Annotated in this window: 18 protein-coding genes and 5 tRNA genes; 21 read left to right on the plus strand and 2 right to left on the minus strand. The window is 50.3% G+C overall.

Annotation, left to right across the window (positions count from 1 at the left end):
* The first annotated feature begins 421 nt into the window (after positions 1-421).
* Genes C7120_RS05970 through C7120_RS05985 form a run of 4 tightly spaced genes read left to right on the plus strand, consistent with a single transcriptional unit; the run spans position 422 to position 5003 of the window.
* On the plus strand, positions 422-1060 hold the full coding sequence (locus C7120_RS05970) for a hypothetical protein (protein ID WP_107620765.1): 639 nt from the start codon (positions 422-424) through the stop codon (positions 1058-1060).
* 26 nt (positions 1061-1086) lie between these two features.
* Positions 1087-1644, plus strand: a complete 558-nt coding sequence (locus C7120_RS05975) for an RNA polymerase sigma-70 factor (RefSeq protein ID WP_107620766.1) — start codon at positions 1087-1089, stop codon at positions 1642-1644.
* Positions 1629-2570: a FecR family protein gene (locus C7120_RS05980; protein ID WP_107620767.1), complete on the plus strand. Its 942-nt coding sequence runs from the start codon at positions 1629-1631 to the stop codon at positions 2568-2570. Before C7120_RS05975 ends, C7120_RS05980 begins: the two co-directional genes overlap by 16 nt.
* Before the next feature lie 24 nt (positions 2571-2594).
* Positions 2595-5003, plus strand: a complete 2409-nt coding sequence (locus tag C7120_RS05985) for a TonB-dependent receptor domain-containing protein (RefSeq protein ID WP_199220674.1) — start codon at positions 2595-2597, stop codon at positions 5001-5003.
* 104 nt (positions 5004-5107) lie between these two features.
* Here the strand turns inward: C7120_RS05985 and C7120_RS05990 are convergent, their stop codons facing one another.
* Complete coding sequence (locus tag C7120_RS05990) at positions 5108-6100, minus strand: malate dehydrogenase (RefSeq protein ID WP_107620768.1); 993 nt, start codon at positions 6098-6100, stop codon at positions 5108-5110.
* 205 nt (positions 6101-6305) lie between these two features.
* Here C7120_RS05990 and C7120_RS05995 point away from each other — a divergent pair, with 205 nt between their 5' ends.
* Positions 6306-8096 (plus strand): aminopeptidase P family protein, encoded by a 1791-nt coding sequence (locus tag C7120_RS05995; protein ID WP_107620769.1) that lies wholly within the window; start codon positions 6306-6308, stop codon positions 8094-8096.
* A 501-nt stretch (positions 8097-8597) separates the two neighbouring features.
* Here the strand turns inward: C7120_RS05995 and C7120_RS06000 are convergent.
* Positions 8598-11120 (minus strand): TonB-dependent receptor domain-containing protein, encoded by a 2523-nt coding sequence (locus tag C7120_RS06000; RefSeq protein WP_107620770.1) that lies wholly within the window; start codon positions 11118-11120, stop codon positions 8598-8600.
* Positions 11121-11385: 265 nt separating this feature from the next.
* Here C7120_RS06000 and C7120_RS06005 point away from each other — a divergent pair, with 265 nt between their 5' ends.
* The 16 genes from C7120_RS06005 to rplL all read left to right on the plus strand — a co-directional run bounded on the left by C7120_RS06005 (position 11386) and on the right by rplL (position 18341).
* Positions 11386-11790, plus strand: coding sequence for a hypothetical protein (locus tag C7120_RS06005; RefSeq protein ID WP_107620771.1), 405 nt, complete (start codon positions 11386-11388; stop codon positions 11788-11790).
* A 169-nt stretch (positions 11791-11959) separates the two neighbouring features.
* On the plus strand, positions 11960-12151 hold the full coding sequence (gene rpsU, locus C7120_RS06010; protein ID WP_092114175.1) for a 30S ribosomal protein S21: 192 nt from the start codon (positions 11960-11962) through the stop codon (positions 12149-12151).
* An 84-nt stretch (positions 12152-12235) separates the two neighbouring features.
* The gene (locus tag C7120_RS06015) at positions 12236-13111 is read left to right on the plus strand and encodes a tyrosine-type recombinase/integrase (protein ID WP_107620772.1); all 876 of its coding nucleotides are present in this window, start codon (positions 12236-12238) and stop codon (positions 13109-13111) included.
* 29 nt (positions 13112-13140) lie between these two features.
* A complete protein-coding gene (gene hpf / locus C7120_RS06020; RefSeq protein WP_107620773.1) occupies positions 13141-13440 on the plus strand; it encodes a ribosome hibernation-promoting factor, HPF/YfiA family in 300 nt (99 codons plus the stop codon).
* Positions 13441-13542: 102 nt separating this feature from the next.
* Positions 13543-13616, plus strand: a tRNA-Thr gene (locus C7120_RS06025).
* 33 nt (positions 13617-13649) lie between these two features.
* Positions 13650-13731 (plus strand) — tRNA-Tyr (locus C7120_RS06030).
* 16 nt (positions 13732-13747) lie between these two features.
* A tRNA-Gly gene (locus C7120_RS06035) sits at positions 13748-13820 on the plus strand.
* A 10-nt stretch (positions 13821-13830) separates the two neighbouring features.
* Positions 13831-13902 (plus strand) — tRNA-Thr (locus tag C7120_RS06040).
* 94 nt (positions 13903-13996) lie between these two features.
* Positions 13997-15193: an elongation factor Tu gene (gene tuf, locus C7120_RS06045; RefSeq protein ID WP_107620774.1), complete on the plus strand. Its 1197-nt coding sequence runs from the start codon at positions 13997-13999 to the stop codon at positions 15191-15193.
* Positions 15194-15252: 59 nt separating this feature from the next.
* Positions 15253-15325, plus strand: a tRNA-Trp gene (locus C7120_RS06050).
* 30 nt (positions 15326-15355) lie between these two features.
* Positions 15356-15547, plus strand: a complete 192-nt coding sequence (gene secE / locus C7120_RS06055; protein WP_199220690.1) for a preprotein translocase subunit SecE — start codon at positions 15356-15358, stop codon at positions 15545-15547.
* Positions 15548-15560: 13 nt separating this feature from the next.
* Positions 15561-16106, plus strand: a complete 546-nt coding sequence (gene nusG, locus C7120_RS06060) for a transcription termination/antitermination protein NusG (RefSeq protein ID WP_107620775.1) — start codon at positions 15561-15563, stop codon at positions 16104-16106.
* Positions 16107-16205: 99 nt separating this feature from the next.
* Entirely contained in the window at positions 16206-16646 is a 441-nt protein-coding gene (rplK, locus tag C7120_RS06065) for a 50S ribosomal protein L11 (protein ID WP_107620776.1), read from the plus strand.
* Between the two features lie 20 nt (positions 16647-16666).
* Entirely contained in the window at positions 16667-17359 is a 693-nt protein-coding gene (rplA, locus tag C7120_RS06070; RefSeq protein ID WP_107620777.1) for a 50S ribosomal protein L1, read from the plus strand.
* A gap of 18 nt (positions 17360-17377) precedes the next feature.
* Positions 17378-17896, plus strand: coding sequence for a 50S ribosomal protein L10 (gene rplJ, locus C7120_RS06075; protein WP_107620778.1), 519 nt, complete (start codon positions 17378-17380; stop codon positions 17894-17896).
* Between the two features lie 55 nt (positions 17897-17951).
* The gene (gene rplL, locus C7120_RS06080; protein ID WP_107620779.1) at positions 17952-18341 is read left to right on the plus strand and encodes a 50S ribosomal protein L7/L12; all 390 of its coding nucleotides are present in this window, start codon (positions 17952-17954) and stop codon (positions 18339-18341) included.
* Positions 18342-18416: the final 75 nt, after the last annotated feature.

Below are 18416 nucleotides of genomic sequence, written 5' to 3' on the forward strand. Positions count from 1 at the left end.
CAAAGATACGCATAAACTGCGGAATAGGATGGAGAAACGCGTTTAAAAAAGGTGAAAAAGGGAAGATTTGCCCGAACTGGCGCGGTTGAAGGAGACTATGGCTCGGAGGACGGGAGGCACGGTCTTGCAATGTTGATGGACGCCTGCCGGCTGACAAAATCGGCGAGATTGAAGGACAAAATCGCCGAATTTGTAGGACGAATTCGCCGATTTTGTCAGCCGGGAAGCCCTCTTTTACTTTTCAGGAATCGGCTGCTTGGCCGACAGGGGGTAAGCGGGCGAAGGCAGTCTTGCCTTTTCCGTTTTTAGTAAAAACCCGTTTTCTGGATAGGGGTTTTTGCTTTGATGAGAGTTATTAAAGCGAAACATTCCGAAAAAAAGGAGTTTCTGAAGGAATAACTCAAATTTAAAATAAAAAGCAATGAAAATTAAGATTTTTGCACTATCTTTGTGCTTGTTGGCAAGTTTAGGTCAAGCGTCTGCCCAGTCAGATTGCAAGTATGGTTCGGCGAACCGCAATGAGTTCAGGCTCGGGTATAGCGACGGTCTCACGCTCGGTACCGCAAGTTTCTGGGGCATGGGCCTGGGTGATGCCTTGACGGGAACGCAGCGTACGGACGAGCGGTCAAGCGGCGTGTTCGGACTGGGTTATAGATATCATATCAACCGCTTCCGCCTGGGTCTGGACTTAGGGTTCGCTTCCGTATCCAGCAAGGTGAGCTATGCCGCCGGCAAGGGCGCGGAGGCGACAAAGGATGTGAAGGAAACACAGCAGAACTTCCTCGTGATGCCCGTAGCCGAAATGGTATACTACAAGAGAGGCATTATAGAGCTCTATGGCTCGGCTGCTGCCGGTGTAGACTTCACTCGTATCAAGGAGAAAGGGCTGACGGAAGTAGGCAAGACCAAGGCTCAGGCCAAGACTCAGACATCTACGGACTTTGCCTTTCAGGTAAATCCCATCGCCCTCCGTGTCGGCAACGATCGTATCGGTGGCTTCGTAGAGGCCGGCTTGGGCTATAAGGGATTCCTGACAGCAGGCGTAAGCCTGAAGTTCTAAGGCGGGAAGGAATATGGAAAACTCTCATGGAGACAGACAGGAAGGAACATTTTAAAGCGCAATTCGAGAAATATTATCCGGTGCTATGTCGTATAGCACACGGATATGTTTCCGACCCTGATGACTGTGAGGACATCGTGCAGGACTTGTTCGTAAGCGTGTGGAATCACGCAAAAGACGAACTCCCCGACGAAGAACTGGGTGCTTATCTGAAGACTGCGGTCAGGAACAACTGCATCAGTTTCCTGCGTCAGCGCCAGCGGATGGGGGTTGTTTCCATCGACGATAAGTGCATCGCCGTGTCCGGAAAGTCATCGGATGAGGAGCCCGTAACCGACTATGAGTCGCTGCTCGAACATGTGCTTGCGGCCATGCCGCCGAAGTGCCGTGATGTTTTCATGATGAGCAAACTGCAGAAAATGAGATATAAGGAGATTGCCGAGACGCTCGGCATTTCGGAGAAAACGGTGGAGAATCATATCGGCAAGGCTTTCAAGATTATCCGGAACTATTCTGCCAAGCATCCGTTCACCATCATATTGTTGCCACAATTAATTAAAACCGGCTTATGGATACTGCAATAAACATAGATGAAATACTGGCACGCCACTTCTCGGACGAGCCTTTGACGCTCGAAGAACAGAAGGAACTCGATGCCTATAGGGCAGATAATGGTGAGGAGTATCAGCGTTTGAACCAGCTGGTGGGCAAGTTGTCTTCCGACGGCAGGGAGCTGAAGGTAGACATTGCGGCAGCATGGCGCAAGGTGGAGGCCCGCTTGGGAGATACCCGGCGCAAGCCCCTCGTGCGCAGTCTGTATCCTGTGCTTGCCATAGCGGCATCGCTGCTGTTGCTGTTAGGTGTCTTCACCTATCGCGATCTCTTCTCCGGCCACGGGCAGCTCTATGCCAATGATACTTCCGTGAAGCAGGAACTGACCTTGCCCGATGGGTCTACGGTGATGCTCTCACCTGCCGCCTCGGTGGAATATACCGAGAAGGGGGAGAAGGCGGAGCGGCATGTAACGCTGAAGGGGAAGGCCTTCTTCGATGTGAGCCATAACGGGCGGCCGTTCTCCGTGCATGCGGGCCGTCTGCGGGTTGATGTCCTGGGTACCTCTTTTACCATTGACGCGAAGGCCTCGGGCAAAGAGCAGGTAACGGTAAGCACGGGTCGCGTGCAGGTCTCGCTCGGCCGCCAGGCCGTGATACTCACAGAGGGAGAGCAGGTTTCCGTGAACGATGATAGCCTGGGCTATAAGGTTCGGCTGACCCCGGAGAAAGCCATCCACACCTTTGTCTTTGAGAATACGCCCATTCGGGAGGCTGTCAGTCGGATAGAAAGAGAGATGGATGTCCATATCGAAGTGGATGCCGCTCTTATCGGCGACAATGCGATTACCACGAAAATGGCTATACGGGAGCCCATGGATGCGGTCAGGGAACTTGCCCTGCTCTGCAACTGTCGCTACGATTCCATCTCCCCGCTTCACTATAAGATATATAAGTAAGGTATGGTTTAAGGAGTACGAAATTTGTATAAGATACTGTTGACAATTCTATTGGCATTTGCCGTCTTGGGCGCAAATGGCCAGAGTTCGGTGGCAGAGGAGGCTATACAGGTGGATGCCTCCCCTGCCACCGTGCGTATGTGGTTCGACAGAATAGAGCGCGAGGGAAAGGTCGTGCTCTCCTATAATGCTTCGCTGATCGAGATGGATAGGCCCGTGGCCTGCAAGATGTCGGGATCCGTCAAGATAAGCGAGCTGCTCAATAGGGTCTTGAAAGACTATGAGTACCGACTGATGCCCATGCCGGGGCGGAAAATCCTGATTCAGATCCTCGGAATCAAGCTCCTTGATCTGATGGGCATTGTACGCGAGAAAGGCACGGGGGAAAGACTCTTCGGCGCAACGGTCATCGTTACCGATCATGGAGGCAAGAAGGCCTTTTCCGTAACAGACCGCAACGGGATGTTTAATGTGGGCGTCAGGCGGGGCAGTTGCAAGGTAGCTGTGAGCTATGTGGGCTATGCTCCTTCTGAATTCATCACGGATGTGGAAGACAACGGCCGCCTGATGAATATATCGCTGGCGTCCATTCCATTTGAAATAAAGACCGTTCAGGTGAATCGTCGTAAGAGTATGGAGGAAATGGAAGAAGGTACACCGTCTAATATGGTGTCGTTCAGCAATGCAGACCTTTTCTCCCAGATACGCATCTTGCCGGGCGTGTCGGCAACTTCTGCCAACATGAATATCTCTGTCTCTGGCGGGGCTACCGATGAAAACCTGTTCTTGCTTGAGGGATTCCCGATCTATGACCCCGGGCATCTCAACTCAATGTTGACCCTCTTTAATGGAGATGCGCTGAAAAGCGTGTCGTTTTATAACGGTTTCATCCCTACGCAGTATGACGGAAGACTGTCTTCCGTAACGGATGTACAGCTGCGCGACGGCAACAAACAGGATTTTGTCAATACGCTTTCGCTGGATATGCCTTCGGCATCAGCGGTGTTTGAGGGACCTATCATCAAGAATCGGCTCTCCTATCTGGTAAGTGGCAGGCATAGTTGGCTTGACTTTTTTGATGGTCTTGTTTCCGAGGAAGACCGCATGAATCACTCTTTCCACGACTTCAACCTTAAGTTTTCCTACGATTTAGACTCCGTAACCTCGCTCCGGATGTCGGTCTATAATTCCTCGGACGACTATCATGTGCCCGAAAATGGCCGCAAACAGTCAATTCTCCATTGGGGAAACCAGCTCTATGCCTTACACTTTAATACCCAGATAAGCCCTAAGATTGCCAACTCCACCTCGTTGGCTTATTCGCTTCATACCATCCGGGCCTATGCGGACGAATATCTTGCCGACAGCGTGGGGAATATCCGGAATGGCATCAGGAGCCTTTATGTCAATACATTGTTTACCTATCGGCCGGGAAACTTATATACGATGCATTGGGGAATGAAGGGTATCTTAGAGAAGTATGAGCTTACGGCCTTTGGCCTGGGGCTTGCCAACAGGTGGCAACTCACGAAGCAATTTTCCTTCTTCTATGACAACCACATCCGCATAACGCCGCATTTCCTGGCATTCGTCGGCATCCACTATGTACACTATATTCCCCGGAACTATCGGCATATCAATAGTATTCAGCCACGAATATCGTTGAAATGGGCCTTGGGAAACAACGACTTGCTGTATGTGAATATGTCGCGCATGGAGCAATTCTTCCATCATATCCGGGTAACCGAGGTTACTACGCCCTTTGATTTTATCATGCCGAGCATAGAAGGGTTCAAGCCCAGGACGGCTACTCACTTCGAAATGGGATGGAAACACTATACGCCGAAAGGCATTCTCGAACTCTCCGCATACTATAAGCGCCGCGTCAATGTGCTGGCCTTGCGTCCTTCCGTCTACATAGAGGACAGCAACTGGTCGAAATATATCATGTCGGGCACAGGCGATAGCCATGGGGTAAGCCTGTATTATTACGATGCCTGGCAGCGGTTCAACTGGCAGTTCTCTTACACGCTGTCCAAGAGCCGTGAGTGGTTTGGTGAACTGAAGGAGCGAGGCAAGATGCCGTCGGCCTATGATATACCCCATATCCTGAACGGGGCATTGTCTTATAGCATAGGGAAATCCTCGCTCGTTACCTTGGGCGGAAACCTTCGCTCAGGATTGATTCTCTATGATTCTTCCGATGGCGACAACCCTTCTTTGGAAACATTCCGTACAGCCCGTGATCCGTTTCGCTATCGCATAGATGCCAGCTATTCTTTCCGTAAGGAGTTCCGGCGTTCGAAACTGCTGCTGCGGTTCGGTCTTTACAATATTGTAGGAAATCCGTCAGAGGAAGATGTGGCGTCGTTGTTCTCCGTGCAGTTTAAGAACCATTGCATGCCCTATGGTACGTTAACCTTCAAGTTTTAGCGTTTTCTGAGCTTTGCTGCCCGTGTCGGCGTGAGCCATGTCCTTGCGAAAAGGGCAGAACCCTCGTGGATTCTGCCCCTTGTGATATCGGTCGATAGCTCCGGTTATAGGTTCGGATTGTCGTTCTTCCACTTTTCCACGGCGGGAACGATGCCGAGGTCTACGATTTCGTTGCGCATCTTGCAGAGATGCTCGTATGACTTCTGGAGCTCCGCGAGCTCTTCGGGAGTGCCCTGGGGCTCCACGAAGTGAACGCCCGTAGCGTCGATGGTGGTAGGCATGGCCATCATCACATTCTTGAATCCGAGCTTGTCGTCGTTTACATAGCAGCCGGCCGGCAAGGTAAACTTCTCTCCGCCCATGGCGGCCTCAATCATCTTGACGGCATTGTAGGCCGGGCTCTGGAACGAACTGCGGCCGCGAAGCTTGATGATGTTGGAGCCTCCCTGTACGGTGTGGTGCTTGATTTCCTCCCAGCGCTCCTCTGAAAGGCCCATCTCTGCCAAGGGCTTACCGTCTATCTTCACCTGTGAAGCGAATACGGCCATCTGTTCGCCGTGCCCGCCGAAGGTGTGCGCGCCGGTAACCTTATCCTGCCGGATGCCGAATTCGAGGGCGAGAGCCTGCTGTAGGCGGGTAGAGTCGAGGGCTGCGAGCGATGTCAGCTGGCTGGGTTTCAGGCCGGAATGGATGAGGGCGGTGAGCGCCGTAACATCAGCCGGATTGAAGATGACCACCACATGGCATACCTCGGGGCAGTATTTCTTGATGTTCTCGCCGAATTCAGCCGCGATCTTGCAGTTGCCCTTGAGGAGATCTTCGCGGGTCATGCCTTCCTTTCGGGGAGCTCCTCCCGACGAAATGATATACTTCGCGCCCTTGAAAGCCACCTCGGGATCCACCGTGTAGGTTACATTGGCACCCGGGAAGGCGCACTGCTGGATTTCGTCGAACACGCCGTGAACGCCTGGCTCATAGATGTCATACAGGCATACATTGGGAGTCAGGCCGAGCATCAAGGCGCTCTGGACCATGTTGGAACCGATCATACCGCCGGCTCCGACGATAAGGAGTTTGTCGTTTGTTAGATAATTCATGACTGTTGCTATTTAAAAAAATGATTTTCCGCAATTCAGGCCCGCCGCGAAAGCCATGCCGTGAGCTGTCGCTGCCGACGGGTATCCGAGTTTTTCACCCACAAAATTAACAAAAAAAGTTTGATGTCAAACATTTATTCGGCATTAAATTTGTGATAAATTCTTAAAATCCTTATCTTTGTAAAGTCCATTTAGCAAAACAATCATGAAAGAAGAGATTTATCGCCGGCTCGAGGCCTTGCGCGAGGTGATGAGAGTGGAGAAGCTCGATGCCTTCATCTTTCCCGGCACCGATGCTCACCAGAGTGAATATGTGGCCGACCACTGGAAGGGCCGCGAGTGGATTTCGGGCTTCAACGGCAGTGCCGGGACAGCGGTGGTAACGATGCGAAGTGCCGCCCTGTGGACCGACTCCCGCTATTTCCTCGCGGCCGAGGAGCAGTTGGCGGGCACGGAGTTCCGGCTGATGAGGCTGAAGATGGAGGGCACGCCTTCGATAGCGGAATGGCTGGGAGAGCAACTCGCCGATGTCAACGGAGCCATCGTGGGCTTGGACGGGAGCGTGAATTCCTACGCGGCGGTGCAGAGGCTGACCGCAGACCTTCGTGCCCGGGGCGGCATCAACCTCCGCGTGAACTTCGATCCGCTGGCACGGATATGGCCCGACCGACCGCCGATACCCCGCGACGAGGTGGAGCCGCAGCCGCTGGAGTATGCCGGCGAGACCACGGGGAGCAAGCTCGCACGCATTCGCCGGGAACTTCGCGAGGCCCATTGCGACGGCATGCTGCTGTCGGCGCTCGACGACATAGCCTGGACGCTCAACCTCCGGGGCACGGATGTGCACTGCGTGCCGGTGTTCGTGGCCTGGCTGCTCATTGCCTCCGACAAGGCCACCCTCTATATTAATAAGGAGAAAGTGCCGGCGGAGGTGGCTCGCCATCTTGCCTCGGAGGGTGTCGCCCTCGACGAATACGAGCATGTAGGGCAGGGACTGGAAGACTATTTCGAGTACAACATCCTGATGGATCCCGACGAGACGAGCGCCCTGCTGCCGCGGTTCGTGCCCGCGCGGACGCGAATCGTGTTCTCGGAATCTCCCGTCCCGCGCCTGAAGGCGGTGAAGAACGCTGCCGAGATAGCGGGGTTCCGCCGGGCCATGACCCGCGACGGAGTGGCCATGGTGAAGTTTCTGCGCTGGCTCAGGCCCGTCGTGGCCGTCGGCGGAGAGACCGAGCGGAGCGTCGACGGCAAGCTCACGGAGCTGCGGAGCGGCCAGCCCCTCTTCCGGGGAGCCAGCTTCGACACGATTGCGGCTTATCAGGAGCATGGCGCCATCGTGCACTACGAGGCCACGGCGACATCCGACAAGCCGCTGAAGGCCGAGGGACTGCTCCTCTTGGACAGCGGCGCGCAGTATCAGGACGGCACCACCGATATTACCCGTACCATTGCCCTCGGTCCCGTGAGCGATGAACAGCGGCATGTCTACACGCTCGTGCTGAAAGGATTCCTCCGTTTACAGGCTCTCCACTTTCCCGACGGGGCTTGCGGCACGCAGCTCGACGCCGTGGCGCGGGCGCCGATGTGGAGGGAGGGCTATAATTTCCTGCACGGCACGGGGCACGGCGTGGGCTCCTATCTGAGTGTCCACGAGGGGCCTCACCAGATACGCATGGAGTATGTGGCGGCACCCCTGCGGGCAGGCATGACCGTTACCGACGAGCCGGGCATCTATCTGGCCGACCGTTTCGGGGTGCGCATCGAGAACACCCTACTGACGAGGGAGGCCGTGAAGGGCGAGTTCGGCACCTTCCTTGAGTTTGAACCGCTGACGCTTTGTCCCATCGACCTGGCACCCGTCGACCTCTCGATGCTCACCGAAGAGGAAAGAGAATGGCTGAACGAGTATCACAGACTAGTCTTCGACCGCCTCTCCCCGTATCTTGACGAGGAGGAAAAGGCATGGCTGGCAGGAGCCACCAAAGCACTTTGAGAGGACAGGCATCCTCGGCGAACACTTCTTTTTGTAAAAATAAAATCCAAGAATCACACTCTTGGAAAAAGCCCGAATCAGATTGGGAAATAGCCCTGAAAGATACTTATGAATACCTTTTTCAGGGCAAACAGCAACCTTCGGCAGGGTAAAAGACGGCTTTCTGCACGCCTGAGGACGGCTGAAAGGAGTGTCGGAAGCTGTTGGAAGCGGAGTAAAAAGCGGTTAAAAGCAAAGTAAAAGACGGCTAAAAGCTTTTCGAAAAGTGCTCGCGAAATGGGTTTTGTGCGATAAGAGGCTGTAAATCAGATAATTGTGAATCTTTTAAAAATAAGCCTGTTTTTCAACCCGAAGTCGTGTCCGGACGCAAAACAGGCCTTATTTTAGAGTACTTTGTAAAATAAATTCCTTTTGTAAATATATGGGAGAACGAGACCGGGGTTCATTACCGCTATACTGCACGGCAATGGCTTGCCGCGCCCATCCCGATTCGCGAGACTGCTACTGTTCCTCTCGCTTCAGGTCGTCGTTATTAATTCCGCGGGTTACCCTGCGCGTCTTCGACAGTCCGAGGTTGCCGAGGCGATAGCTCACGCTGATGCCAAAGACCTGTCGGCTGTATCGCTGATGGTTCACATTGCGGAAGTTTGTCCCCTCGGTAACAATGTCTCGCCTAACCCACTTGCGGAAAGGGTCGGTCGTGCCGATGCCTATAGTCAGCCTTTTCTCTTTCAGGAATCCCCGGGAAAGCGAGAAGCTGTGGCTCCAGAAGCTGTTGGAGCTGCCTTGGAGCGTGATGTTGCGCGTGTTGGCTCCAATCCTTGCGGAGAACGAGATATCGGCCGGCAACCGTCCGGAGAGGTTGAGATACTCACTTGCCATCCATCCATTGTTGCGCAGCCGGTGTGCGGGGTCTTCAATATCGAGGTAGGCCACGCTGCCGTTGAGCGTGCAGCTTAGTTTCGGCAGGATGTTCCAGCGCAGGTAATAGTTGAATGCCGTGCGCTGCGTGTGTCCTATGTTCTGGAAGGTGGAATACATGGCACCGGGCGAGGCGAAGTGCTTCCGGTCATCGAAATACTCCCCGCCGCTGCCCACGGTGTGGCTCACGCGCTCAATGCCGTCGTTGAGGAAGGTGTAGGACAGCGACAGGTTGAGGTTGAGCTTGCGGGTGAACTTGCCGAAGGTGGCGGTCAGTGATTGGCTCCGCTCGGCCTCCAGGTTGCTGTTTCCCTGGCTGATGTTCTGCGGATTGATGTCGTTGAAGTAGGGGTTGAGGTAATAGATGCTCGGCCGGGAGAGGCGCATGCCGTACTCCAGCCTTAACGTTTCGGTCTTTCCGAGCGTGAAACTGAGCTTCAGCGAGGGTACGAGGTTGGCGTAATGGCCGTCGTAGTTGGCCTCGGAGCCGATGGCTCCCGCCAGGTATTCTATGCTCTGATAGGTGTATTCATAGCGCAGCCCGGGCATGACGGAGAACACCTTGCCTCGGAAAACATAGCTTAGGTAGGCGCCGAAGATGTCGTTGCGATTCTTATAGTGGCTGCTGCGTGAGGCATTGAGCACATAGTTGCCAGTCATAGCCTTGGCATCGAACACATCGTTGGTGCTCTCGTTGTTGCGTAGGATATACTTCATGCCTGCTTCAAAGGTCTGTCGGCTGCCGACGGGCGTGGTGAAGTCGTATTGGAGGGTGTGCTCTGTGTTGCGATTATGGCTGTTGGTGCGGTTGTCGTAGAGCCGCATCTCCTCTGTGATATCCTGCGGGGTGTTGTTCACGAGGTCGCTGTAGAGCGTGGTGGCCCTGTCGTGCGACGGCGAGGTGTAGAGCTGATAGGACAGCGTATGCACGCGCTGCTTGTTCCTGCGGCTCGTGCGCTGATAGTCAAGGCCCAGGGTGCCGTTGACGACAGAGTTCTTGGGGGTGGAGTTTCTTGTGTATGAATAGGCCGCCATCGAGCGGTCGGCGTTGAGCATCTCGGTCGTTCCCCATGAGGGCATGTGCCGCTGGACGGCCATTCCGGACAAGGAAAGAGTAACGAGGCGGAGCGTGTCGATCTCGTAACTGGCGTTGATGTTGGCGAACTCCGTGCGGTCTTTCAGTTTCTGAGCGTTGGTGCTGTTGAGCCATTTCTGCTGCTCCGACCCGTAGTTCTCACGCAGGGTGTTGTCTTCTCCTGTGGGGTTCGTGATGCGGTTATACGATAGCGAGCCGTCGAGGGCGAACCTTCCTATCTTGGTGGTAGAGTATGCGTGGGCATTGTATCCCAGCGTATTGAGCGCCGCGCCGATAGTGGTGAGATGCCCCTCGTACTTTGGCTGCATCACGATGTTGATGATTCCGCCGATGCCCTCGGCGTCGTATTTCGCCCCGGGAGTGGTTATCACCTCAATGTTCTTTACGAGATGGGCCGGAAGACTGCGCAAAACCTCTCTTGGATTGCGGGTGACGGACGACCTCCGGCCGTTCTGCAGGATGAGAAACTTCGTCGTTCCGCTCATCTTGATGTTGCCGTCGGCGTCGACATCCACGAGCGGCACCTTGCGCAAAATCTCGGAAATGTTGGAAATCCTGGCGTCGGGGTCGGCGGTAACATCATACGAGAGCTTGTCTACATCCATCTTCACGAGAGGCTTCTGGGCCACGATGTTCACGCCGCTAAGCGTCTTCACATCATCGAAGAGCTCTATGGTATCCACCTTCTTCTCGCTCTCGCCACCCTCAAGGCTGAATGTCAGCGGGTCGGCTTTCTTCCCCAGGTACGACGCCATGAGTGTATAGCTGCCCTTCACGGCGGGGATGCTCACCGAGAAACTCCCGTCCTTGCCGGTTATACACTTAGCGATTGCCTTGCCGATATCCGAGCCGGCCATGATGCTGACGGTTACAAACTCTTCCCCCTCGCCGCTTTCTCCGCTCACCACGATTCCTGTAATCTTGCATGCGGGAGGTGTTGTCTGGGCCTCCGCGAAACCGAATGGCAACAATATGATAAGAATCAAAGTCGCAAAAAATTGTTTCATGGCCTCTTGAATATTTATGAGGGGGCGTGAGCGAGAGCGTCGTCCCACGCCCCCCGACGGTCTTATATTGATAATCTCTACCCTGAGTGCATCGACGGCAGCGGCAAATCAACTTGCGTGTGTGGTATAACCTGCCACCAACCCTTACTCCGCAAATATACGATAAATTATTAATACTGCAAGCCGAAATGACTTTTTTTGTTATTTTTTTCGTATATTTGCCCAAAAAATAGAAGTTAATCTTTTACCATAAAGAGGGCGGAAGTTGAGGACTGACTATTACATCAACCCGTTGCCTGAGGCCGTTCCACAAGTCAGTGGCGGCACGGGCACGGCCGGGGACGCCGACTTAAGGCATACCTGGACGGAGTACTGCGGCAACTTCGTCTACGAGAACGACACCCTGCGGCAGACGCTCATAGAGGGAGGATATATCTCGTATGCGTATCCACAAGCGTCAAATCCGGCAAACCAAGCGACGGATATCTCCCAACTCACGCCGACCTATCACTTCTATGTGCGGGATCATCTGGGCAACAACCGGTTGGTAGTGAACGAGAACGGAACGATTGAGCAGGTGAGCCACTACTATCCCTTCGGCGGGCTGATGGGCGAGAGCCGGGATATTGCACCCAAGGTACGACGGAAAGAAGTTTTACCATCAGAATAGTCTCCTTATACTTGTCGGTTGACTCTTTGTATATTTTTCTTCATTTTAAATTAAAAAATGAATGGAAAAGTTGGAAGTTTCAGAAATAAGATGTAACTTTGCATCCGCAATTATGGCACCCTGTGCCGAAAAGCATAAGTTTAACAGGTAAAATATTAAAAAGCAAAACATGATTATTGTACCAGTAAAGGATGGTGAGAACATCGAAAGAGCTCTCAAGAAGTTCAAGAGAAAATTCGAAAAGACAGGTGTTGTTAAGGAGCTGCGTGCTCGTCAGCAGTATGACAAGCCTTCTGTTTTGAAGCGTCTCAAGATGGAACACGCCATCTATGTACAGAAGCTGCGTCAGGAGGAGGAATAAAAACTTCCCCGAAAATTTGGTAGTTTGAATTAAATTCCGTATATTCGTTGCCGAAAGTACATCGTAAAGTAAGCAGCGCCGGATATGATAGAAGAATTTTTGAACTACTTGCAGTTTGAGAAGAATCGCTCGCAGCTGACAGTAAAAAGTTACGCCGATGATCTGGGAAGCTTTGAGGCGTACTTCAGGAATTTGAATAATCAGCTCTCTTGGGAGTCGGTAGACTCAGATATTATCCGTGATTGGATGGAGAGTATGATGGATAAAGGAAACAATGCTACTTCAATCAATAGGAGATTGAGTGCTTTGCGTTCCCTTTTCCGTTTTGCCCTTGCTCATAAGATGATAGAGGCGGATCCGTCGCGGATGGTGAAAGGCCCGAAAAGAGGAAGACCCTTACCGCAGTTTCTCAAGGAAGCGGAAATCGATCGACTGGTCGATCAGGAGTGGGGAGATACATATAAAGATGTTCGCGCGAGAACCCTTGTATTGACTTTCTATTCTATAGGGATTCGTCTTGCGGAGCTAATTGGATTGGACGACGATGCGATAGACTTTGCTAATCACCAGGTTAAAGTGATCGGAAAACGCAATAAAGAGCGCATCATTCCTTTTGGGATGGAACTTGAGAAAGCCTTGCTTGAATATATCAAGCTTCGTAACTGTGCGGTAGAACGACATTCCGGGGCCCTATTCCTTACGGAGAAGGGTGAGCGAATGAATCGTAATCAAGTGAGATACGAGGTGAGAAAGAATCTTTCACGGGTGTGCACCCTTAAGGAGCGTACGCCGCATGTGCTCCGCCATACTTTTGCGACTGCTATGCTGAACCACGATGCCGAGCTTGAGAGTGTGAAGAAGCTGCTTGGGCATGAAAGTCTGTCGACTACGGAGATTTATACTCACACGACATTCGAGCAGCTCAAGAAAGTTTATAAGAATGCCCATCCGCGGGCTTAACCTTAGTTTTTAAAGAATAGGAGGTAACTATGGAAATTAAGATGAAGTCGATCCATTTCGACGCTACCGAGAGTTTACAGGCGTTTATTGAGAAGAAAGTCGCCAAGTTGGAAAAATCTTATGAAGATGTACAGAAAGCGGAGGTGCAGCTAAAGGTGGTAAAACCTGCTACGGTATTGAACAAACAGGCCAGTATCGAGGTTACTGTTCCAGGCTCGAAACTTTATGTGGAAAAGATTTGCGATACATTTGAGGAGAGTGTGGATCAGTGCGTGGATTCAATGAAGGTCCAGCTTACCAAATTCAAGGAAAAAATGCGTAACCGCTAAAAAAAACCGAAAAAAGTTTTGGAAATTAGAAAATAAGTCGTATCTTTGCAGCCGTTTTACAACATGTCCGAAATACAAGTCGCTCAGCGGCTGCAAAGAACTGCCTCTTTAGCTCAGTTGGCCAGAGCACGTGATTTGTAATCTCGGGGTCGTTGGTTCGAATCCGACAAGAGGCTCAGGATATTCGGAAGCGATGAGTTGTTAAACAAGGGTGGTTACCAGAGTGGCCAAATGGGGCAGACTGTAAATCTGCTGGCGATGCCTTCGGTGGTTCGAATCCATCACCACCCACTTCAGTAGGAGTTTTGCGGAAATAGCTCAGTTGATAGAGCACTAGCCTTCCAAGCTGGGGGTCGCGGGTTTGAGTCCCGTTTTCCGCTCTAACGGCATGCTGTAATAGCTCAGTGGTAGAGCACTTCCTTGGTAAGGAAGAGGTCCTGAGTTCAACTCTCAGTTACAGCTCTACTTCTTGTTCTATTTTATAGACTAGAAGAAAAACAAGATGAATTTGCAAGAGTTCGATTATTCGTTTATATAAATAATAAAATTAAAAGCTATGGCTAAAGAAGAATTCGTACGTACGAAACCGCATGTAAACATCGGTACAATTGGTCATGTTGACCATGGTAAGACTACTCTTACAGCTGCCATCTCAAAGACTCTTCACGATAGAGGACTTGGTAGTGAGGATGTGAAGTCTTTTGATCAGATTGATAACGCTCCCGAGGAGAAAGAGCGTGGTATTACCATCAACTCTTCCCATATTGAGTATGAAACCGCAAACCGCCACTATGCGCATGTAGATTGCCCAGGACACGCTGACTATGTGAAGAACATGGTAACGGGTGCTGCCCAGATGGACGGTGCTATCTTGGTAGTTGCTGCAACTGACGGTCCTATGCCACAGACCCGTGAGCATGTATTGCTCGCTCGTCAGGTAAATGTGCCTCGTCTGGTAGTATTCCTGAACAAGTGTGATATGGTTGACGATGAGGAGATGCTTGAGCTTGTTGAAATGGAAGTCCGTGAGATTCTTGAGCAGTATGGCTATGAAGAGGACACCCCAATCGTTCGTGGTTCTGCTCTCGGTGCTCTGAATGGAGTTGAGAAATGGAGCGACAAGGTAATGGAATTGATGGATACGGTTGACACCTGGATTCAGGAGCCGACTCGTGAGATTGATAAGCCTTTCTTGATGCCTGTTGAAGATGTGTTCTCAATTACAGGTCGTGGTACCGTTGCTACAGGTCGTATTGAGACTGGTATCTGTAAGATCGGTGATGAGGTTCAGCTGCTCGGTCTTGGTGAGGACAAGAAGTCGGTTATTACCGGTGTTGAGATGTTCCGTAAGACTCTTCCCACCGGTGAGGCTGGCGATAATGTAGGTCTGCTCCTTCGTGGTGTTGATAAGGATGAGATCAAGCGTGGTATGGTAGTTGTACACCCGGGAGCTATTACTCCTCATGATCACTTCAAGGCATCTATCTATGTATTGAAGAAAGAAGAGGGTGGTCGTCATACTCCGTTCGGAAATAAGTATCGTCCACAGTTCTACCTCCGCACAATGGACTGCACCGGTGAAATCAAATTGCCGGAAGGCGTTGAGATGGTTATGCCTGGTGATAATGTTGAGATTGAGGTAGAATTGATCTACAAGGTTGCTTTGAACGAGGGTCTGCGTTTTGCTATCCGAGAGGGTGGTCGTACCGTTGGCTCTGGCCAGATTACAGCAATCCTTGATGATGTCAAGTAATTGAAATCAATCAATAACTCTATAAAAACTTCTGTCGCTGCGGTGGTGGAAGTTTATTTACGGGTTTAGCTCAGTTGGTAGAGCACTGGTCTCCAAAACCAGGTGTCGAGAGTTCGAATCTTTCAACCCGTGCAAAAAACAAAGGACGGTATGTTTAAGAAGATATTCAAGACAATAGTAGACAATATCAAGGCGAGTTACAATGAACTTGTTCACAAAACTACATGGCCAACCTACAAGCAACTGACTCACAGCGCAGTAGTTGTATTGTCCGCTTCCCTTGTCATTGCATTGATAGTGTTTGCTATGGACAGTGTGTTTAGGACTTTGATGACTGCGATCTATCCAAATTAATAATAAGGAAAAGATGGCTGATACAGGAAAGAACTGGTATGTACTTCGCTCTGTTAGTGGAAAAGAGGCTAAGTTGAAGGAATACATCGAGGCTGAGATGAAACACAACACGCTACTCAGCTCCAATGTTTTTCAGGTGTTGATACCTACAGAGAAACAGGCTTCTTTGCGTAATGGGAAACGAGTGGAGAAAGAGAAAATGCGTCTCCCGGGGTATGTCTTTATCGAGGCTCATCTTATAGGCGATGTTGCACATACACTTCGTTTTATGCCTAACTGCTTGGGCTTTCTTGGAGGCCTTGACAATCCATCACCAGTACCTCAGGCGGATATCAACCGAATGCTCGGTGCTGCTGAAGAAGCAGAACTGACGAATGAATATACTACTCCATTTGAAGTTAATGCGACCGTTAAGGTTACTGACGGACCTTTCAGTGGTTTCAGTGGTGTTATCGAAGAGGTTAACACCGAGAAGCGTAAATTGAAAGTGATGGTGAAAATTTTTGGTCGAAAGACTCCTTTGGAGTTAGGCTTTATGCAAGTAGAAAAAGAAGGATAGCGCGCAAATTGTTACGGTGTGTCTATTCTTATATATAGTCGCGGGAGGCTTCCACTCTTACGGCTTATAGCAAATCAAATTAATTATTAACAAAGAAAAATGGCTAAAGAAGTTGCTGGATTAATCAAATTACAGATTAAAGGTGGCGCTGCGAATCCTTCTCCTCCAGTAGGACCTGCACTTGGTTCTAAGGGTATTAACATTATGGGATTCTGCAAAGAATTCAACGCCCGCACCCAGGATAAGGCAGGGAAAGTTCTTCCTGTTGTTATCACTTACTATACCGACAAGTCTTTCAGCTTCATTATCAAGACTCCTCCGGCAGCAGTTCAGTTGCTTGAGGCAGCCAAGGTAAAGACGGGTTCCGGTCAGCCTAACCGAAAGAAGATTGCTTCAGTTACCTGGGAACAGGTAAGGGCAATCGCTGAGGACAAGATGCCTGACTTGAATTGCTTCACGGTTGAAAGTGCTATGCACCTTATTGCTGGTACAGCAAGGAGCATGGGTATTACTGTAAAAGGGGACTTCCCTGGTAAATAATTTATAACTTCAATTTGGAAATGAGTAAACTGACAAAAAATCAAAAATCAGTAGCTGATAAGGTTGAAGCAGGGAAGGCATACACTTTGGAGGAAGCTTCAAAGTTGGTTAAAGATATTACCACGACCAAGTTTGATGCTTCTGTTGATATTGATGTACGCTTAGGAGTCGATCCTCGTAAGGCTAATCAGATGGTTCGTGGTGTAGTTTCACTGCCCAATGGAACCGGTAAGGCCACACGAGTTCTGGCTCTCTGTACTCCTGATCAGGAAGCTGCTGCTAAAGAGGCAGGTGCTGATTATGTTGGTCTTGACGAGTATGTCGAAAAGATCAAAGGCGGATGGACAGATATTGATGTTATCATCACTATGCCGTCTTGTATGGGAAAGATAGGTCCATTGGGTCGAGTACTCGGTCCTCGCGGTCTTATGCCAAACCCTAAGAGCGGTACTGTAACCATGGATGTTGCTAAGGCAGTAAAGGAAGTTAAGCAGGGTAAAATCGACTTCAAGGTTGATAAGGCTGGTATTATACATACATCAATCGGAAAAATCAATATGACATCCGAGCAGATCTTTGGTAATGCCAAGGAGTTTATCTCTACAGTCATCAAGCTGAAGCCTGCTGCTGCAAAAGGTACATATATCAAGAGTATCTTTATTTCTAGCACAATGAGTAAGGGTATTAAGGTTGATCCAAAATCAGTTGAATAACTCTAAAAGTTTTGTAAAATGAAAAAGGAAGTAAAAGATACTATTATTGCTGAGCTTGGGCAGAAGCTGAAGGAATTCCCACATTTTTATCTGGTAGATGTTACCGGTTTAAATGCAGAGGATACTAGCGCGCTCCGTCGCAATTGCTTCAAGAAGGAAATTAAGATGGTCGTTGTAAAGAATAATCTTCTTCACAAGGCTTTTGAGGCTTCTGATATTGATTTTGAACCTTTGTATACTGCATTGAAAGGTACTACTGCTGTGATGTTCACACAGACAGCGAATGTTCCTGCAAAGTTGCTGAAAGATTATAAGAAAGTAGGTATTCCTGCCCTTAAGGCTGCTTATGCCGAGGAAAGTATCTTTGTAGGTGCTGATAAACTCGATGAACTTGCAGCTCTCAAGAGCAAGAACGAACTTATCGCAGATGTTGTGGCATTGCTGCAATCTCCGGCAAAGAATGTTGTTTCTGCTCTTCAGTCAGGCGCAAACACTATCCACGGTGTGCTCAAGACTTTAGGCGAGCGTCCTGAATAACAAACATCAATTAAAGTCAATAACTTAGTAAAAATAAAATTAAATTTAGAATAAAATGGCAGATATTAAAGCTATTGCTGAGGAGTTGGTAAACCTCACAGTTAAGGAAGTTAATGAGTTGGCAACAGTCCTGAAGGACGAGTATGGTATTGAGCCTGCTGCTGCAGCTGTTGCTGTAGCTGCTGGTCCTGCTGCTGGCGGCGCAGCTGAGGCAGCAGAGGAGAAATCTTCTTTCGATGTGGTCCTCACCGAGGTTGGTGCTACAAAGCTCCAGGTTGTGAAGGCTGTAAGAGAGGCTTGCGGTCTTGGCTTGAAAGAAGCTAAGGATCTCGTAGACGGCGTGGAGCATGCTCCTGTAGCAGTTAAGGAAGGTCTCTCTAAGGAAGAGGCTGAGAACTTGAAAAAGGCTATCGAGGAAGCTGGTGCTAAAGTAGAGCTCAAGTAATACGACTCTAATTACTCTAAAATACGGTTAGGATATGCCCAGTCGGTGTGTCCTAACCTTTTTGTGTCTTTTTAA

Source organism: Prevotella sp. oral taxon 376 (assembly GCF_003043945.1).
Taxonomy (GTDB): domain Bacteria; phylum Bacteroidota; class Bacteroidia; order Bacteroidales; family Bacteroidaceae; genus Prevotella.

Excerpts from the sequence above, each read along its gene's own strand:
- C7120_RS05970 (WP_107620765.1), top strand. The coding sequence starts at position 422 with ATGAAAATTAAGATTTTTGCACTATCTTTGTGCTTGTTGGCAAGTTTA.
- C7120_RS05975 (WP_107620766.1), top strand. The coding sequence starts at position 1,087 with ATGGAGACAGACAGGAAGGAACATTTTAAAGCGCAATTCGAGAAATAT.
- C7120_RS05980 (WP_107620767.1), top strand. The coding sequence starts at position 1,629 with ATGGATACTGCAATAAACATAGATGAAATACTGGCACGCCACTTCTCG.
- C7120_RS05990 (WP_107620768.1), bottom strand. The coding sequence starts at position 6,100 with ATGAATTATCTAACAAACGACAAACTCCTTATCGTCGGAGCCGGCGGT.
- C7120_RS05995 (WP_107620769.1), top strand. The coding sequence starts at position 6,306 with ATGAAAGAAGAGATTTATCGCCGGCTCGAGGCCTTGCGCGAGGTGATG.
- C7120_RS06000 (WP_107620770.1), bottom strand. The coding sequence starts at position 11,120 with ATGAAACAATTTTTTGCGACTTTGATTCTTATCATATTGTTGCCATTC.
- rpsU (WP_092114175.1), top strand. The coding sequence starts at position 11,960 with ATGATTATTGTACCAGTAAAGGATGGTGAGAACATCGAAAGAGCTCTC.
- C7120_RS06015 (WP_107620772.1), top strand. The coding sequence starts at position 12,236 with ATGATAGAAGAATTTTTGAACTACTTGCAGTTTGAGAAGAATCGCTCG.
- hpf (WP_107620773.1), top strand. The coding sequence starts at position 13,141 with ATGGAAATTAAGATGAAGTCGATCCATTTCGACGCTACCGAGAGTTTA.
- tuf (WP_107620774.1), top strand. The coding sequence starts at position 13,997 with ATGGCTAAAGAAGAATTCGTACGTACGAAACCGCATGTAAACATCGGT.
- nusG (WP_107620775.1), top strand. The coding sequence starts at position 15,561 with ATGGCTGATACAGGAAAGAACTGGTATGTACTTCGCTCTGTTAGTGGA.
- rplK (WP_107620776.1), top strand. The coding sequence starts at position 16,206 with ATGGCTAAAGAAGTTGCTGGATTAATCAAATTACAGATTAAAGGTGGC.
- rplA (WP_107620777.1), top strand. The coding sequence starts at position 16,667 with ATGAGTAAACTGACAAAAAATCAAAAATCAGTAGCTGATAAGGTTGAA.
- rplJ (WP_107620778.1), top strand. The coding sequence starts at position 17,378 with ATGAAAAAGGAAGTAAAAGATACTATTATTGCTGAGCTTGGGCAGAAG.
- rplL (WP_107620779.1), top strand. The coding sequence starts at position 17,952 with ATGGCAGATATTAAAGCTATTGCTGAGGAGTTGGTAAACCTCACAGTT.